We start from the raw sequence: 18176 nt of genomic DNA, 5'->3' as shown, positions 1-18176 counted from the left end.
GTTGAAAATTGTCACAAGGGAATGGATGATGATCCCCGAATTAAGTTATCAGGATGCAGTAAAGTCAGAATACCTCGCTTTTTTGGCCGCGCTAGAACAAAGTAAATTCAGTGGTGATATTGAGAAGTCGTATGCAAGCCGATTAGCAGTTGCGACCGACAACAGTATTTATCAGTTATTACCACAAGCCGTTGTATTACCCCGTAATCATCAAGATTTAGTTATCATGACCCAGTTGTCATTACAGGCTGAATTTAAAACGATTACCTTTTCCCCACGTGGAGGTGGTACAGGTACTAATGGTCAATCATTAACAGATGGTATTATTGTTGATATGTCACGACATATGAATAATATTATAGATATCAATGTTGAAGAGGGCTGGGTACAGGTTCAAACAGGTGTCGTTAAAGATCAACTTAACGAATTCCTCAAACCTTATGGTTTCTTTTTCTCTCCTGATTTATCGACCAGTAATCGCGCGACCATTGGTGGCATGGTTAACACGGATGCTTCTGGCCAAGGTTCTTTGAAATACGGTAAAACGAGCGACCATGTATTGGGCGTCACGGCCGTATTAATGGATGGTACTGAGCTAGTGACTGAAAGCCAATCGGCTGAGGAAGTGAACGAGCAAGCGCAGAGTGATAATTATCTGGGCAAGGTGTGCCATCAAGTACTTGATACGATTACGCAGAAACAACAACAAATTGAAGACACGTTCCCGCCGTTAAACCGTTTTTTGACGGGTTATGACTTAGCGCATCTTTATGATAAAGAAGCTAAATCGTTTGATTTAGGGCGTATCCTATGTGGCTCTGAAGGGTCATTGGCCTTTATTACCGAAGCAAAGCTTAATCTTACTCCGATCCCTAAATTCCGCTGTCTTGTGAATGTGAAATACGACAGCTTTGATTCCGCTTTGCGTAATGCACCGTTTTTAATTGAAGCGAATGCATTGTCTGTGGAAACGGTTGATTCGGTGGTGCTGAATTTAGCAAAACAAGATATTGTTTGGCATTCTGTAAAATCATTGATCACTGACATTCCGAACAAAGAGATGCGAGGGATTAACTTTGTTGAATTTGCTGAAGATGACGGGACGATCCAACAGCAAAAAATAACGCATTTAACCGCTGAACTTGATCGTCTAATGGCGGCAGGAGAAGCGGGCGTCATTGGTTATCAAGTGTGTGACCAATTAAGTGACGTATTGAAAATATACGGCATGCGTAAAAAAGCCGTTGGCTTGCTCGGGGCAACAAAAGGGCAAGCTAAACCTTTAGCGTTTGCAGAAGATACCGCAGTACCACCAGAAAACTTAGCCGATTACATTGTTGAATTTAGAGCCTTGTTAGATAGCTATAATCTGCATTATGGTATGTTCGGTCATGTTGATGCGGGTGTGCTACACGTACGCCCTGCGTTGGATATGCTTGACCCACAGCAAGAAGTTATCTTACGTGAGATATCAGATAAGGTCGTTGCTCTCACTGCGAAATATAAAGGCTTGATGTGGGGCGAACACGGTAAAGGTTTCCGTTCTGAATATGGCCCAGAATTTTTTGGTGAAGAATTATTTACTGAATTACGTAAGATCAAAGCGGCTTTTGATCCTGATAACCGTTTAAATCCTGGTAAAATTTGTACGCCAATTAGTAGTGATGCAAAGCTGGTGTCGGTGGATGCGAAAAAACGTGGTGCATTTGATCGCCAGATCCCTGTGACAATTCGTGACAGTTTTCCACAATCAATCGATTGTAACGGCAATGGTTTATGCTTTAATTACGATACTAAAAGCCCAATGTGTCCGTCGTTTAAAGAATCAGGTGATCGTCGCCATTCACCAAAAGGCCGTGCCGGTTTAATGCGTGAGTGGTTACGTCAGTTATCGTGCCATGAGATGACAGAGCAGGAGCTTGGTCAGCAATTAGTTATCCAAAAAAATGATATTGCTACTTTTACGACGCGTTTAAAAAATAGTTGGAACAAAGCGCGCGGTCGTTATGACTTTTCACATGAAGTAATGGATGCGATGCAGGGCTGTTTAGCGTGTAAAGCCTGCACTGTGCAGTGTCCTGTTAAAGTTGACGTGCCAGAGTTTAGATCGCGTTTTATTGATCAATACCACAGTCGTTATTTACGCCCAATTAAAGATTTTGCGGTTGGGTATTCTGAAAGCTATACACCTGCAATGGCGAAAATGCCAAAGTTCTTTAACTTTTGGTTGGAGCAAAGCTGGTTACAGAGTACCGTGAAACATACTATCGGTATGGTTGATATCCCATTATTAAGCACTCCGACGTTATCGGAATCGCTGCGTGGACATTATTCACAAAGCTTTGATCTGGCATTTTTACAACGATTAAGCGCTGCAGACAAAGCGCAACATGTGCTGATTGTACAAGATCCGTTTACCAGTTTTTATGAAGCTGAATTGGTTAAATCATTTGTTAGTCTTGTTGAAAAATTGGGATTAAAACCCGTTCTGTTACCTTTCAAACCAAATGGAAAACCACAGCATGTAAAAGGTTTCCTTGCTAAATTTGCTAAAACAGCGAAAACGTCAGCAGATTTCTTAAATTCGTTACATGATTTAGGCATTCCAATGGTCGGTGTCGAACCCGCATTGGTGCTTTGTTATCGTGATGAATATAAACAGATCTTGGCTGAAAAACGAGGTGACTTTTCTGTTCAGTTAATACAAGAGTGGTTATTAAACGACAATGTGCAAGCAAACTTGAGTGAGTTGACGACGCATAATAGCGGCGAAGAGCAACCGTATTATTTATTTGCACATTGTACTGAAAAAACCAATAAGCCAACAGCGGAGCAAGAATGGCAGCGTGTATTTAGTGGCTTTGGTTTAGCGCTAGAAACGGTGGCTACAGGGTGTTGTGGTATGGCTGGTAGTTATGGTCATGATGCAAAAAATGTTGCCGCATCAAAATCAATTTATAATCAAAGCTGGAAGCATGCGTTAGCGAAACGGGATTCATCTCGTTGTTTAGCGACGGGTTACTCTTGTCGTAGTCAGGTAAAACGGATAGAGGAAGTGCGACTTTCTCACCCGATTAAAGCGTTATTAAGCGCTATCGGTTAGTCATGCTTAAGTATGAGTAGTACGAGTTAATCATGTTGTACTACTCATACCTTCCCCCTCTTTAGGGTTTAGCGAAGTGTTATTTTATAACTACTTGTCGCATTTACCTTTTGTTAGACACGCTTTTTAATATTGTCCGCGTATGCTGAACTTGTTAATTTTAGTCTGTCTCGAACAAAAGGAAGATGTTCATGCTCATTTCATTACCAATTAAGCAACAATTCAAATTTCCGGTAAAACTCTCTGCGATTCTATTGGCAACGAGTATGTTTTCTGGCTGTGTGTCGATGGCCGAGTTTACCAGTGGTGGCGATAGCCTTGTTTTGTCAGAAGCGGCGACGGAAGAAATGAATGCGGTGAATGCGGCAATGAATGCCGTCGAGATATTATATCAGCGTGGTAACAAGCAAGATCTTAGCTATTATTCACCGATTAACTTTAAGTTAGCGCTTACAAAGCGTGATGAATTATTGAAAATGTATGAAAACTACACCCCGAACAGTGGTAATTGGTTTTCAAATTCAGGTAGTGAAGATATCGAGGTTGAATCTGAGCTATTTGTTCAACGTATGAATAAATCTTTTCAAGCTAAAGCAATCACGGAACCCTTATTGTCGGCTATTCGTGATCATGATGAGTTTATTCGCAGTGTCGAGATAGCAGGCTTTGAAGCACGTATTGATAAACTACGAGATTCAACCATTCGTTATGCGGGACAAGTCGAAACGCGTGGAACAGGGTTGGGCTTAGAGCACCAAAAAACGAAACTAGAGCGAGATTATAAAGCGTTAGAAGTTGATATTGTTAAACGTAAAGTACTGCGTTCACCTACGACTGAATTTAACCAACTGAATCAAGATATCGTCCCTGAAAGTTATAGTCGAGCATTAAATGGGTTATATAGTTTAGAGCGATTAATTGAAAAAGATCCGCGTGATAATACTGCCATCCAAAAACAGCTAAAGCGTACTTACACCAAAATAAAACAAGCAGAGAGTATTGCGAAAGAAGTTGTATGGGTTAAGTCGAGAATTCAAACATCGGCAGAGCGCGTCGTGATTAATTATCGTGAGCATTTAAGTTCATTGAATAGTTATCTAGGTACTGAAGAGTTAACGGCATTAGATTTTCAATCTCAGGTAAGCGGGATCAAAGATGCTGTTGCCTCGAAACTATCAAAGCGTGCTCAAGACAAAGTGAATAACGATCAGGATTTACGTAACCAACTTGCAGAGTTAGGTCGATTATTAACAGGGCAGGATATGAGTAAATACAGTATTAACCAGCAAGTCGACAGCCTTATTTTTGCTGCACGTACCTTGGTTGATGAAAGTGTTGATATGCCGATAACACAACGATAATGACATGATTAAAATAGCGTGTAATTATTTCAAGATGAGCACTGTGTTATACATCAGATGTTCATCTTGAAATTACATACATTAGCGGGGTGTTACACTTAACGTTGTTGTGAGTGTATGACTGTGTCCAGCCGTCACTGTTACCGCTTTTTTACCTATGATTGTCGGTTCTAAACAGAACATGGTTTTATAACCATCATCAGGCATATCTGCAAATGCTTTTGCACCAGATTCCCAAGGGTTCCAAACAACCATGACATTATTACCTTCATTTTCGATATTAATCGTATGTTGAAGTTGCTCATCATGCAGTGCAATCGTTGCGCTTGGGTTTTCACACACAATATCAACTTCGCCTGTTAGTGTGCGTGGTGTTTGTGTGCTTTGATCTAATCCATCAACGGATACAGCATCAGGGTGTGAGATTTGGAAATAGCTGTGTAATGCACTACTATAATCAAAATTATCATTGCCTGTGTTATAGGTTGTCAGGTTTATCGTTAGGGTATCGCTGATAATGAACTCAGCAATAAGGTTAAAGCTGTGCGGCCATAATCTTTTACTTTCTGGGCTATCGGTCAACTGTAGACGAATAAGACAACTGTCATCATTACTTTGGCTGCTCAGCAATTGCCAGTGGCTATTACGTGCAAAACCATGAGATGGGTATTCTTGTGTTTTCGCAAGGGGTTGTACTGTCGGGCTCTCTTTTGCAGGGCCAAACCAAGGCCAGCAAATAGGAACACCACCACGAATCGCTTTCACACCATTGAAAATAGCATCATCACTCATCCATATTACAGGTGCTGAGTTAGTTGGAGTGAAGCTTAATAGGTGAGCGCCAAACAGGCTGATACTTGCAGTTGCTTTGGGGTGAGCAATACTCAGGTATTTAAGACCATTGCTGGTGATAAGGTTAATATGTTCGGTTAACTTTATTTCTTCAGTTATTGTATCGAGATATGACATAAAATCCTCAACATAGAAAAGGCGACCCAATGGTCGCCTTTAGCATTATAATCCAATTTAGTTTGAATTATTAATCAAGTTTGATTATTTAGCGCTCATAAGTAGGATAGCGTTATCTAACATACGGTTAGAGAAGCCCCACTCATTGTCGTACCAAGACATAACTTTAACAAGTTTACCTTGAACTTTAGTTTGAGTCGCATCAAAGTTAGATGTGTGTGCATCGTGGTTGAAGTCGATAGAAACTAGTGGTTCGTTGTTAACAGCTAGTGCACGCGCTAGGATTGGATCCGCAGCTACTGCATCAGTGATAAGTTGGTTGATTTCTTCAGCAGAAGTATCACGGCCAGCTTCAAAAGTAAGGTCAACTAGAGATACGTTGATAGTTGGTACACGTACCGCCATACCTTGGAATTTACCTTGTAGTTCAGGAACTACTAGGCCAACAGCAGCAGCTGCGCCAGTGCTTGTTGGGATCATGTTCATTGCCGCAGCACGTGCGCGGTATAGATCTGAGTGATAAACATCTGATAGACGTTGGTCATTTGTGTAAGCATGGATAGTAGTCATCATGCCGTTAACGATACCAACGTTGTCGTTTAAGATTTTAGCAATTGGAGCTAGGCAGTTAGTAGTACATGAAGCGTTTGAAACAACAGTCATGTCTGCAGTGATTTCGTCTTGGTTAACACCGTAAACGATTGTTGCATCTACATTTTTACCAGGTGCAGAGATAAGAACTTTCTTAGCGCCGCCGTCAATGTGTGCTTGACAAGCTTCTTTACTAGCGAAGATACCAGTACATTCTAGAACTACGTCAACTTCTAACTCACCCCAAGGTAGGTCTTTTGGATTACGTTCTGAGAAAGTCTTGATACGGTCGCCGTTGATGATTAGTGCTTCAGCATCAAAATCAACAGTACCAGGGAAACGACCGTGTGCAGTATCATATTTAGTTAGGTGAGCGTTGATTTTTGAATCACCTAGATCGTTGATTGCAACGATTTCTAGATCTTGTTCTTTACCACCTTCGTAGAATGCACGAAGTACGTTTCTGCCGATTCGACCATAACCATTGATTGCTACTTTAATTGTCATAACTTGTACCCATTAAATTTAAATGTAAGTTTGAATTAATAATCTTGCTTGGTTGTAAATTTACAAGATTTTGATAGAAAGACAAGAATAAATACCAAAATGTATGAGTTGAATCACAAAATGTTGCAAATTTACGAAAATTAGCTGATTTAGGTCACTTTAATTCGTTTTTTTGTATTGTTTATTACGAAAAGTAAATAACCGAGATCACAAATTAGTGCTTTTAGTCGCTATATTGGTATTAACTTTTTCAAGTATGTTCTTTAGTATCATTTGTCGCTGTTGTAAATATTGACTAAGTGTCTTATTTATATCGGTTTTTCAAATTTGTGTTATAAATCAATATTCATTTGTTTGAATAATACAGTTAAATTATGAATATTTGATTAAGTGGAGTATAGACAAGTGTGATTGAAAACCCATGAAACAAGTTTGTTGTCATACGGCGTGACCTCGCATCTTGGTATTGATAGGGTATAATAGCGCTAGGTTTATTATTTAAGGTGTCAAATGACAGCACAACATATTCTGCAATTAGGCCAAATGGTCGGTCTTAGCTGTACTGAATTAAACGCCAATGGCGATGAACAAGCATTACCGACGACGTTAATTGCACAAGCACTGGCTGACTTTGGTTTTGCTGATGAGCTAGACGCAAAATTAGAAGAAGAAGTTAAGCAATTTTGGTTACATGCGTTACCGCCTGCGATTATTGCTGATGAATCGACAATGATTCAATTTGATCTGCATCTTCCTATTGAGTTTGTGACTGAAGATTTAATTTGGGAAATCCGATCAAACCACGTTGTTATTGAAACGGGCGAGTTTACCCCAATTGAATGGTCGCTAAACGGTATTTATCATTTACATGATATGGAAATGCAGAGCTATCAAATTAGCTTAGAGCAACCGCTTGCTGTTGGTGCTTATCAATTGGTTATTCTTGACCAAGGTAGTGAAGAACCATTAGGTACGACATGGGTAGTTAATCCGCCTGCAAGTTTGACGGCTATTATCGCGAATGAGAAATCGATAGCGACAGCTGCATTACCAGCTACAGATATGCTATTGGCACAATTATTTACTCAAGCGAAAACGTGTTTACCAACACTGGTTGAAACCGATCTTGCTATTGATGCGAAAATCGCACAACTACAGTGCTATTTTAATGCTGAGAAAGAAAAGGGTGAATTTGTACAACAGCTGGAAAAAACAGTTGCCGCTGCTGAACTATATCAAGTTAATTTAGCGCAATACTTAACAGCTTATGTGAGTGCTGACACGACTTGTAGCTATAAAGAAGCGCAAACTGTGGAATGGCAAGATGCAAATCGTGATAGCTGTGAATTTTATTTATGGTTATTCGCGCTGACGAACCAAGATCAGGGTACGTCATCGTTACGTCAGGTTGACTTCGCGTATAATCCAACGCATGCAGACTCATTTGCAGCTTGGTTACTTGCAGATTACCAATTGGCTAATAGCCTTGTGGTACTGGGTGAGTCAGACACGGTTGCTAAAAAAGGCATTAATAGTTATCAGCTTCGTCAAGATAACTATGCGGCTTTCCGCGCATTGATTGATTTTACTGCGGTACAATCAGCAGGTATTGTCCTTACTCAACCATTATCATTCATGCAGGAATGGCTAACGCTGGGTGATGCAGGTATCTGGCAGAACCATGAGTTTAATGAATTGTTGAGTATTATCTTATTGAGTTGTGAACGTCATGCGTGTGCTTGTTATTATCAAGCTGATGACGAGCTACCGACAGAACTTACCGATTATCTACAAGCGCGTGGCCTAAACGCATTATCGGTATAACGATAGGCTTATATAAATAACGGGTTAATTAGCCGTTATAATCTGGCTGCGGAGAGTGAATATTGATAGCTCTCTGCAGTAAATGTCTGCTCTTCGATTTGCTCGGCAATCCTCTCTGCCAAGTGTTCTAAACGCGTTTTATCTCTGCCTGCTATTTTATTTCGGTTAAAGAGTGTCAGGTTTATATTTTCCACCTTTAAAATGATAGCCACATGTGACCATAGATAAGCCTGCTTATAATCTCTTTCATACATATATGCTGTGATTAATCCATACAATAACTTTGTTGTCATTTCGGTCTTTTCATCAAGCAGACTAATTCCCTTTAAGAGATTCTCTATCGCTTTATTAACGTTGTTGTCATAGATGTTCGCAAGCGCAAAGTAGAGGGCTGGGTCATTGAACGTTTGTTTTTTAGATAACGCGATGAAGCGCTGTTTAGCCTCTTCATTATTATGTGATACCCAATGATAATTGAGGATATAAGGATCATTGCTGGTGAGCGTTTCTTTTTCTACTGCTAATAATTCATCGTAAGTACTGAGCATGGCTGCCACACGTTGCGCTTTTAATTCGGGGTATTGTCTTGGTTCAATAAGCGCGGCTATTTTAATGCATTCTTGATATTCATTTAGCGATGTTAATAGAGCATATTGATTTTGCTCAGTGCTGCTTTTTGTCGAATCAAAGCGGGCGATGATGAGTGCATCTCTTTCTTTTTGACACCATTTATCTGTGTTTAAATCTTGGCAAATCGCGTTATCGTTTTCGCATATGACGACTACAGGGTCTTGATCTCCACAAGCGCTCAATAAAATAGACAGGATAAATACCGAAATTAAGCGGTTAATAGAAACGACAGAATACATAAAAAGAAGACTAAAAGAGTGATTTCGAAACCCTATCACAGAATGAGTAATAGTGTCTAACCTGTCTTTTTAAATAAGTTGTGTGGCTCAAGCTATCCTTATCACGGTTGATTTACATCGTTGGCGTCTCGGTCACAAAGTGAGCAAGCACAAAAACTAAAGGTAGAACCATTTTCATTGTTAAAAATTTGTGTTTTGAATGAAACCTTAAAAGTAAAAATGCACCTAATTCACATGATTAATTGGCAAGTTAACGGTTATTTTTGTATGATTACCTTATCAAATTGATTAAAAACCAGTCTTTAGTTAAGTGGCTGTTGTTTTAATGTTTCTTAAATGTAGTTGTGATTAAAAGGGAAAAAAGATGCCATCTGAAAGTCATTTATTGAACTGGCAAGAAAGCCAAGAACTCGCAGAATCTATGCTACCGTTGTTAGGAAAATTGTACCGTAATAAAGGCGTAGAAGTTTTAATCTATGGTCGTCCATTACAAAACGCAACAGCAATTGATCTCCAAAAAGCACATCGCGTAGTTAAACGTCATGAAGGACGTATGTTACGTTTCACTGAAACTTTCCCACTACTGCAAGTGATCAGTGAATTACCTATTAGTAATGCTCAAATTGATATAGGCCGTTTAGCTGTACGCTACTGGGCTGAAAATGCTGACACGACAGGTATCGAAGCATTCTTAGGTGCTGAATTAGCACCTGCATTAAATAACGATACTCAAACTGAACCTCGTGATGTTGTACTATACGGTTTTGGTCGTATTGGTCGCTTACTAGCACGCCTACTTGTTGATAAAACAGGTGAGAGCAACTTATTACGTTTACGTGCAATTGTTGTACGTGGCGGTCCTGGTGATATTGAAAAACGTGCATCTTTATTACGCCGTGATTCAGTACATGGCCAGTTCAATGGCACGATTGATATTGATGAAGAAAACAATGCAATCATTGCTAACGGTACTTATATCAAGATCCTTTATTCAAACGGTCCTGATCAAATCGATTACGCTGCACACGGCATTCACAACGCACTCGTAGTCGATAATACGGGTATCTGGCGTGATACTGATGGCCTAGGTCTGCATTTAAAAGCGCCTGGTGCTGCAAAAGTATTACTGACAGCTCCGGGTAAAGGCGACATTAAAAACATCGTTTACGGTGTTAACCATACTGACATTCTACCTGAAGATAACATTGTATCTGCAGCAAGTTGTACAACGAATGCAATCACGCCAGTATTGAAAACAATTCAAGATGCATACGGTATTGCGAACGGTCACGTAGAGACTGTGCATTCATATACCAATGATCAAAACTTGATTGATAACTTCCACAAAGGTGATCGTCGTGGCCGTGGCGCTGCAATGAACATGGTACTAACGTCAACAGGCGCAGCATCTGCTGTAGCAAAAGCACTACCTGAGTTAAAAGGTAAGCTGACTGGTAACGCTATTCGTGTACCAACGCCGAATGTATCAATGGCTATCATTAACTTGAACCTTGATAAAGAAGTTGAAAGAGAATCTCTAAACAGCTATTTACAAGAAATGTCGTTAAGTTCACCACTGCATAATCAAATCGATTTCAGTACATCTAAAGAATTAGTATCAACAGATATGGTTGGTAGTCGTTTCTCTGGTATCGTTGATTCATTAGCAACGATTGCTGAAGGTAACCGCGCAATATTATACGTTTGGTATGATAATGAGTTTGGTTATAGCTGCCAAGTATTACGCGTAATGCAAAAAATGGCTGGCATCGATATGCATGAATTTGCATAAGCAAAGCGTGTTTTAAACTATCGATAAGATAACTATAAAGGAAGCCAATTGGCTTCCTTTTTTGTTTGCGGCAAACTGAACGATTTATACCGAGCGGGTACGCGTAATGATAATACTGAATCAGTCCGTTGTACTTGGTTATAGTTTAACTCTCGGTGTATTTATAGTAGGGTTGCTATATTATTTTACAGGGATAAACCCTGAGTATTAAACCAAGGACGTAGATATGTCAGTTGAAAAGTTACTTGAGAGCATGACTCCAGAAGTGTATGAGAAGCTTAAAACGGCCGTAGAGCTAGGCAAGTGGGAAAATGGTGTCGTATTAACGCAGGCACAGAAAGATAGCTCACTGCAAGCTGTGATGCTATATCAGTCACGATTTAATACTGAACCAGAACATTTTACGATTGGCACGGACGGTGAGATCGCCATGTTGAAAAAAGCAGAGCTAAAAAAGCAATTTAGAGAGAAAAAAGCAGCGCAGGAAGAAGAGATTTTACGCGTTGATGTAGAGTAGTTTGTAGAATGGAATAAACTGTAGACCTAAAAAAACCAGCCTTACGCTGGTTTTTTTAGAGGCTCGTGATTAACGGGCACGGAAGACGATACGACCTTTAGATAAATCGTAAGGTGTTAGTGCTACAGTTACTTTATCACCAGTAAGAATTCGGATGTAGTTTTTACGCATTTTACCTGAGATATGCGCAGTAACAACGTGGCCGTTTTCTAGTTCAACACGAAACATTGTGTTAGGAAGTGTATCTAGAACTGTACCTTGTAGTTCAATGCTGTCTTCTTTTGCCATGAGTCCTCTTAAAATTTAATTATAGCTATATTTGACCGCAAGATGATGCCAGATTTACACTGGTCTGTATATATTATAGATAAGATATTTACGTTTTATTTGCAAAACGCTTTATTATTGACTCTTAACCAGAATTAACCTTGCCACTTTCCTGCTATTAAGCGCTCGTGTGGGTTAAATTTGACCTTGTAGTTCATCTTGTTGCATAAATCTATTTGATAGCCGAGATAAAGCCACTTTTTCCCTGTTGATTTTGTTAAAGCAAGCTGCTGTAAAATCGCATAGGTACCGAGGGAACTCTGTAGATGGTCTGGATCGTAAAAACAATACATCGCACTCATGCTATCGGCCATCACATCAGTGACAGCGACCGCAATCAAATTGTTATCTAGATAAAACTCGATAAAGGTTGGTGTTAACCATGCGCTCGTGATGAACCCTTCATATTGGGATAGGCTGGCAGGAAACATAGCCCCATCACTGTGTAGCGTATTAATATAACGCTCGTATAACGGATAGTAATTCGCTTGCGGTTGGTGACTAACCCGCATTTCAATTTGTTTATTTTTATTAAGTAAACGCTTCTGACTTTTACTTGGCTTAAATAATTGCGCATCAATACGAATTGATTGACACGCCTGACAAGTTTGACAATGTGGTCGGTATACATCATTACCGCTACGACGAAAGCCATTTAATAATAAGACTTCATAGCCAGCTTGATTATGTAATTCATCATCTTGGACAACTAATATTTGCTCTTGTTGTTCATCAAGATAATTACAAGGCATCGGGGGTGTTAAGGCGACTTTAATCATATGCTCATTTCCTATGTATTTGCCTTATTTATTAAGTCTAATACAAGCGTTTGAGGTTGCCATTGTTGTTGGTTTGTCGCTGCACAGGGCGTACCTAGTTGTTTGATGAATGCTTCACGGCTAATTTCTTTTGCGCCAAGTGATGCAAGGTGTTCATTGTGTAGTTGGCAATCAATGAGCTTGCAGCCAATGTTAATAAGATGCTGCTGCAGGCCAATAAACGCGATTTTAGACGCATCTGTTACGGTATGAAACATAGATTCACCACAGAATATATTGCCAATATACAAGCCATATAAACCGCCAACTAATTGTTCACCTTGCCATACTTCGACAGACTGAGCGAAACCCATTTTATGGAGTTGTAAATAGGCATCTTGCATGGTGCCTGTTATCCACGTATCACAGGCGTAATCTCGTGGTGCTGCACATGCTGCAATCACATCTTTAAATGCACGATTGATCGAAAGGGTAAATCCGCTACGGCGATAAGATTTGCGTAAACTGCGCGAAACATACATTTCACCGGGCGTTAATACCATTCGTTGGCTAGGAGACCACCATAAAATAGGTTGGTCTTCTTCAAACCAAGGGAAGATACCGCGTTGATACGCATTGAGCAGGCGTACAGGGGTAAGATCACCACCCATGGCAAGTAAACCATCAGGGTCTATGAGCGCGGTGCTAACGGGTGGAAACTGTGTTAAGTCTTGATTGAGTTCTGGTAAATAGATGGGCATGTCAGGTAGGCCTAGAAAAAGGTGATACCGAGGGTATCACCTTAACAGAATAAAGAGGTTAGTCGCCTAATCCATCAAGAAAACGTTCGGCATCTAATGCTGCCATACAACCTGTTCCTGCTGACGTAATTGCTTGACGGTAAATATGATCAGATACATCACCCGCAGCAAATACACCTGGAATAGTGGTTTGCGTTGCGAAGCCTTCTGTACCTGAGTTTACTTTCAAGTAACCATCTTTCATTGTTAATTGATCGGTGAATAAATCAGTGTTTGGCTGATGGCCAATAGCAATAAAGGCACCCATCACATCAAGATCGTTGGTTTCGTCAGTACGAGTATCACGCATACGAACACCAGTAACACCCATTTCATCACCTAATACTTCATCAAGTGTTTTGTTTAGGTGTAATGTGATATTACCGTTAGCTACTTTTTCTTGTAAGCGCTTCGTTAAGATTTTTTCACTGCGGAATTCTTCACGGCGGTGAATTAAATGCACTTCAGAAGCGATATTTGATAGGTAAAGCGCTTCTTCAACCGCAGTGTTACCACCACCAACAACCGCAACTTTCTGGTTACGATAGAAGAAACCATCACAAGTCGCACAAGCTGATACGCCACGGCCTTTGAATGCTTCTTCAGAAGGTAAACCAAGGTACTTTGCTGATGCGCCAGTACAAATGATTAATGCATCACACGTGTACTCAACATCATTGCCTTTTAATTTAAATGGGCGTTCTGATAAATCGACATCGTTGATATGATCAAAAATGATCTCAGCTTCGAAGCGCTCTGCGTGTGCTTTCATTCGCTCCATTAGTGCTGGACCAGTTAGACCTTCAGCATCACCCGGCCAGTTTTCAACTTCAGTTGTCGTTGTAAGTTGACCACCTTGTTGCATGCCAGTGATTACTACTGGGTTTAGATTGGCACGAGCAGCATAAACTGCTGCTGTATATCCTGCTGGACCCGAACCTAATATAAGTAGACGGCAGTGTTTTGTATTACTCATTACTATTCCTTAATACCAATAATTGATATCAATTGTAAAAACTTTGCGGCGCGGGGTAAATAGAAGAATAAAAATATAATTTGAAAATGCATAATAATGCAAAAATATTGAAAATCGGGATTCAGCTATATATTTTGCATATCATCCCTTTCAATGGAATTAATGTTCTGTTAATGTCTAATTCAGCCAACGAAACGTCTATTTCGCTGGCAATTAAATAAAACATCGATGTTAGCCTATTGTTATGCGGGCTGCATCTTTGTAAATATTATGTTTCTCTATAGACGGGAAAACGTAACATAAGCCTCGTAAATTGAATTATTGTAGGCTATTATAATCTTGGTTAGAATTTAGCTAGTACTTTAAGTTGGTTCTAACTATGGCGTATTCAAATGAATGGATTATTTGAAAAACAAAGTTTTACTGGGATGTAAAAGGGTGGAAACAATAATGATGGAAGTAAAAACTCGACCAATGAAGGAACTAGATCGAATCGACCGTAATATTCTGAATGAATTACAAAAAGACGGCCGAATTTCCAATGTAGAGTTGTCGAAACGTGTAGGTTTAAGCCCTACGCCATGCTTGGAGCGCGTACGTCGCTTAGAGCGCCAAGGATATATTACTGGTTATACCGCAATTCTAAACCCGCAATTTCTTGATGCTTCATTGCTTGTTTTTGTTGAAATTACCTTAAATCGTGGTGCTGCTGATGTATTTGAGCAATTCAACAAAGCTGTTCAAGAGCTAGAAGAAATTCAAGAGTGCCATTTAGTATCTGGCGACTTCGATTATTTATTAAAAACACGTGTATCTGATATGTCAGCTTACCGTCGCTTACTTGGTGAAACACTATTACGTTTACCGGGTGTTAACGACACACGTACTTATGTTGTTATGGAAGAAGTAAAACAAAGCAACCGTTTAGTGATTAAAACGCGTTAATTTGACTCCTCAGGCATAATCTTTAGGCGTAATTATAGATTAACGCCAATAAAGTGATAAATAATCAAACAAGCGGCATGTTGCCGCTTGTTTTGTTTCTAGCATTTAATTAAAGTTGATAGCTCATAGTTTACGTAAACCGTCGCCTTCAAGAGTCAGAAATCAAGATGAACAAATTTAATTTAGCCATTCCATCTAAATATCTTGCCCCATTATCCGGTATCCAGCGTGTTTTTGAGGTCGGATTTATTTTTTCCACCTTTCTTGCTTGTTATGCCATGGTCGCATTAGTCTCGTTTGATCCTGCCGATCCATCATGGTCACAAACAAGTTGGCAAGGTCCTGTTAAAAATGCAGCGGGTTCATTAGGTGCATGGATGGGAGATGCTTTATTCTTTACCTTTGGTATTTATGCTTATGGTATACCCCTCGGATTTGTGTCCCTTGCTTGGTTCATATTTTGGCGACCGAGACAGCTTGATGAAATAGATTTCTTTACTGTCGGTTTACGTATGATCGGCGCATTGCTGCTGCTCATCGGTGTGTGCGGACTAGCATCGGTTAACTTTGATGATCTGTACTACTTTTCATCGGGCGGCTTAGTTGGTGATGTGGTTGAACAGGCTATCAGTGAGTTATTTGGTGTATTAGGTTCAACGCTTATTTTACTGAGCTTTGTTGCGATTGGTTTTACATTACTTACTGGTATTTCTTGGTTAACGATCGTTGATATGTTGGGCGCTGGCGTTATTAACGCATGCCAATTTGTTTTTGATAAAATAAAAGCATTAAGTGAACGACAGCCAGCCGAAGATAAAAATGATGATGCATTAGAAGTATCATATGATGAAGAGCTAAAAACACTGCGTAAGTCACCAGCGTCAGTGAATACGGATACAGTAGATACACGTTTAGTTGAGCCGACAGAGCAAGAATTTGAATCACAATACGAACAACAGAATGCTGAAAACGACGCTGTGGTAAACAGGCCATTTACTGCGGTTGATGATAGTGCATCACGACAAGAACCATCAATGTCAGCATTTGATATATCAGAATTTGATCATGTTCAAGATGATTACCGTGATCATGATAATAATAATAATCCTGTGGCTAATGACGATATTGTTGAACCACAGAACTTTAATGCACAGCACCTTGATAACCATCATGAAGAACAATCATTCGTTGAACACGCGTTAGAAGCTCAATTCGAAGAGCAACAGGCAGAGCCCGCACTTGCGCCAGTATTTCATATTAACAATAACGGCCCTGAAAATGCGTTTGAGATTGTGGGTGATCAAGTTGTATCAACCGACCCTCTACAATTTAAAGAAAAACCAGTGACATTATTACCTGGTTTGGAATTATTAGATAAGCCAGACAAGAAAACCAATCCAATCTCTCAAGCTGAACTTGATCATGTTGCGCGTTTAGTGGAAGAGAAATTATTAGAATTTAATATTAAAGCACAAGTGGTTGATGTACATCCAGGCCCTGTGATCACGCGTTTTGAACTTGATTTAGCGCCGGGTATTAAAGTAAGTAAGATCTCAGCACTATCAAAAGATTTAGCCCGTTCATTATCTGCAATGAGTGTGCGTATTGTAGAGGTTATCCCAGGTAAATCTGTGATTGGTCTTGAGTTACCAAACAAGTACAGAGAGACCGTATTTTTGTCTGATGTGATGTCTAGCCCATCATTTCATGAAGCCAAATCGAAAACATCAATGGTACTGGGTCATGATATTGCTGGTGATTCAGTCGTTGTTGATTTAGCTAAAATGCCCCATTTACTGGTTGCTGGTACAACTGGCTCGGGTAAGTCGGTTGGTGTGAATGTTATGATCATGAGCTTGCTGTATAAAGCATCGCCAGAAGAAGTTCGTATGATCATGATTGATCCAAAAATGTTGGAACTTTCAGTGTATGAAGGTATCCCACATTTATTAACTGAAGTTGTTACTGACATGAAAGACGCGGCAAATTCGTTGCGTTGGTGTGTTGGTGAGATGGAAAGACGTTATAAATTATTGTCTGCAGTTGGTGTTCGTAACCTTGCAGGCTTTAATAGTAAAATACAACAAGCGATAGACGCTGGACAACCAATCCTTGACCCATTATGGAAACCGGGTGATAGCATGGATGAAACAGCACCTGAACTTATCAAGTTGCCTGCAATTGTGGTTATTGTGGATGAATTTGCTGACATGATGATGATTGTGGGTAAAAAGGTAGAGGAGTTGATTGCACGTATTGCACAAAAAGCCCGTGCTGCTGGTATTCATTTGATTTTAGCGACTCAGCGTCCTTCTGTTGATGTGATCACGGGTCTAATTAAGGCTAACATTCCAACGCGTATTGCGTTCCAAGTATCAAGTAAAATTGACTCTCGTACTATTCTTGATCAGGGTGGTGCTGAAACGTTACTTGGTATGGGTGATATGTTGTATCAACCTGCAGGAACAAGTGTGCCGATTCGTGTGCATGGTGCGTTTGTTGACGACCATGAAGTTCACCGCGTTGTTGCCGACTGGAAATTACGTGGTGAACCGGATTATATTGATGAAATTTTAAATGGTGAAGCGACGGCAGATACGTTATTACCAGGTGAAGTGGCTGAAGGTTCATCAGATGTTGATGAATTATTTGATCAAGCAGTATTCCATGTAACAGAAACGCGTCGTGGTTCAGCTTCAGGTGTTCAACGTAAATTTAAAATTGGTTATAACCGTGCAGCCCGTATTATTGAAGAGATGGAAGCACGCGGTATTGTGAGTTCACCAGGCCACAGTGGTAACCGTGAAGTATTGGCGCCACCGCCACCAAAGGATTAG

14 protein-coding genes are annotated in these 18176 nt (G+C 40.0%); 7 read left to right on the top strand and 7 right to left on the bottom strand.

Going from position 1 to position 18176, the window contains the following annotated elements; all coding sequences use genetic code 11:
- Positions 1 to 28: 28 nt before the first annotated feature.
- Together HWV00_RS15630 and HWV00_RS15625 are read left to right on the top strand one after the other, a co-directional pair.
- Entirely contained in the window at positions 29 to 3103 is a 3075-nt protein-coding gene (locus HWV00_RS15630; RefSeq protein WP_211686627.1) for an FAD-binding and (Fe-S)-binding domain-containing protein, read from the top strand.
- Positions 3104 to 3294: 191 nt separating this feature from the next.
- Positions 3295 to 4464, top strand: a complete 1170-nt coding sequence (locus HWV00_RS15625; protein ID WP_255554642.1) for a hypothetical protein — start codon at positions 3295 to 3297, stop codon at positions 4462 to 4464.
- A gap of 81 nt (positions 4465 to 4545) precedes the next feature.
- On the opposite strand, the gene HWV00_RS15620 is transcribed toward HWV00_RS15625, so the two are convergent.
- Positions 4546 to 5433: a D-hexose-6-phosphate mutarotase gene (locus HWV00_RS15620; RefSeq protein ID WP_211682744.1), complete on the bottom strand. Its 888-nt coding sequence runs from the start codon at positions 5431 to 5433 to the stop codon at positions 4546 to 4548.
- Between the two features lie 84 nt (positions 5434 to 5517).
- Positions 5518 to 6531, bottom strand: coding sequence for a type I glyceraldehyde-3-phosphate dehydrogenase (gap, locus tag HWV00_RS15615; protein ID WP_211682743.1), 1014 nt, complete (start codon positions 6529 to 6531; stop codon positions 5518 to 5520).
- A 510-nt stretch (positions 6532 to 7041) separates the two neighbouring features.
- On the opposite strand from gap, the gene HWV00_RS15610 reads away from it, so the two are divergent.
- Positions 7042 to 8355: a hypothetical protein gene (locus tag HWV00_RS15610; protein WP_211682741.1), complete on the top strand. Its 1314-nt coding sequence runs from the start codon at positions 7042 to 7044 to the stop codon at positions 8353 to 8355.
- 35 nt (positions 8356 to 8390) lie between these two features.
- On the opposite strand, the gene HWV00_RS15605 is transcribed toward HWV00_RS15610, so the two are convergent.
- Positions 8391 to 9224, bottom strand: coding sequence for a DUF2989 domain-containing protein (locus HWV00_RS15605; RefSeq protein WP_211682739.1), 834 nt, complete (start codon positions 9222 to 9224; stop codon positions 8391 to 8393).
- A 364-nt stretch (positions 9225 to 9588) separates the two neighbouring features.
- Between HWV00_RS15605 and HWV00_RS15600 the strand changes: the two genes are divergently transcribed.
- Both HWV00_RS15600 and HWV00_RS15595 read left to right on the top strand, forming a co-directional pair.
- The gene (locus tag HWV00_RS15600) at positions 9589 to 11016 is read left to right on the top strand and encodes a glyceraldehyde-3-phosphate dehydrogenase (RefSeq protein WP_211682737.1); all 1428 of its coding nucleotides are present in this window, start codon (positions 9589 to 9591) and stop codon (positions 11014 to 11016) included.
- A gap of 226 nt (positions 11017 to 11242) precedes the next feature.
- On the top strand, positions 11243 to 11533 hold the full coding sequence (locus HWV00_RS15595; RefSeq protein ID WP_211682735.1) for a YeaC family protein: 291 nt from the start codon (positions 11243 to 11245) through the stop codon (positions 11531 to 11533).
- A gap of 69 nt (positions 11534 to 11602) precedes the next feature.
- Here the strand turns inward: HWV00_RS15595 and infA are convergent, their stop codons facing one another.
- From infA to trxB, 4 genes are all read right to left on the bottom strand, one after another.
- Positions 11603 to 11821 (bottom strand): translation initiation factor IF-1, encoded by a 219-nt coding sequence (infA, locus tag HWV00_RS15590; RefSeq protein ID WP_006032603.1) that lies wholly within the window; start codon positions 11819 to 11821, stop codon positions 11603 to 11605.
- 134 nt (positions 11822 to 11955) lie between these two features.
- Entirely contained in the window at positions 11956 to 12639 is a 684-nt protein-coding gene (locus tag HWV00_RS15585; protein WP_211682734.1) for an arginyltransferase, read from the bottom strand.
- An 11-nt stretch (positions 12640 to 12650) separates the two neighbouring features.
- Entirely contained in the window at positions 12651 to 13379 is a 729-nt protein-coding gene (gene aat / locus HWV00_RS15580; RefSeq protein WP_211682732.1) for a leucyl/phenylalanyl-tRNA--protein transferase, read from the bottom strand.
- Positions 13380 to 13437: 58 nt separating this feature from the next.
- The gene (trxB, locus tag HWV00_RS15575; RefSeq protein ID WP_211682730.1) at positions 13438 to 14394 is read right to left on the bottom strand and encodes a thioredoxin-disulfide reductase; all 957 of its coding nucleotides are present in this window, start codon (positions 14392 to 14394) and stop codon (positions 13438 to 13440) included.
- Positions 14395 to 14844: 450 nt separating this feature from the next.
- On the opposite strand from trxB, the gene lrp reads away from it, so the two are divergent.
- Both lrp and HWV00_RS15565 read left to right on the top strand, forming a co-directional pair.
- The gene (gene lrp / locus HWV00_RS15570) at positions 14845 to 15339 is read left to right on the top strand and encodes a leucine-responsive transcriptional regulator Lrp (protein WP_019440948.1); all 495 of its coding nucleotides are present in this window, start codon (positions 14845 to 14847) and stop codon (positions 15337 to 15339) included.
- Positions 15340 to 15506: 167 nt separating this feature from the next.
- The gene (locus tag HWV00_RS15565; RefSeq protein WP_211682727.1) at positions 15507 to 18176 is read left to right on the top strand and encodes a DNA translocase FtsK; all 2670 of its coding nucleotides are present in this window, start codon (positions 15507 to 15509) and stop codon (positions 18174 to 18176) included.

This window comes from Moritella sp. 24, from assembly GCF_018219155.1.
Classification (GTDB): domain Bacteria; phylum Pseudomonadota; class Gammaproteobacteria; order Enterobacterales; family Moritellaceae; genus Moritella.
The sequence above is the reverse complement of the archived record's forward strand: the minus strand, read 5'-3'. Positions and strand labels throughout refer to the sequence as shown.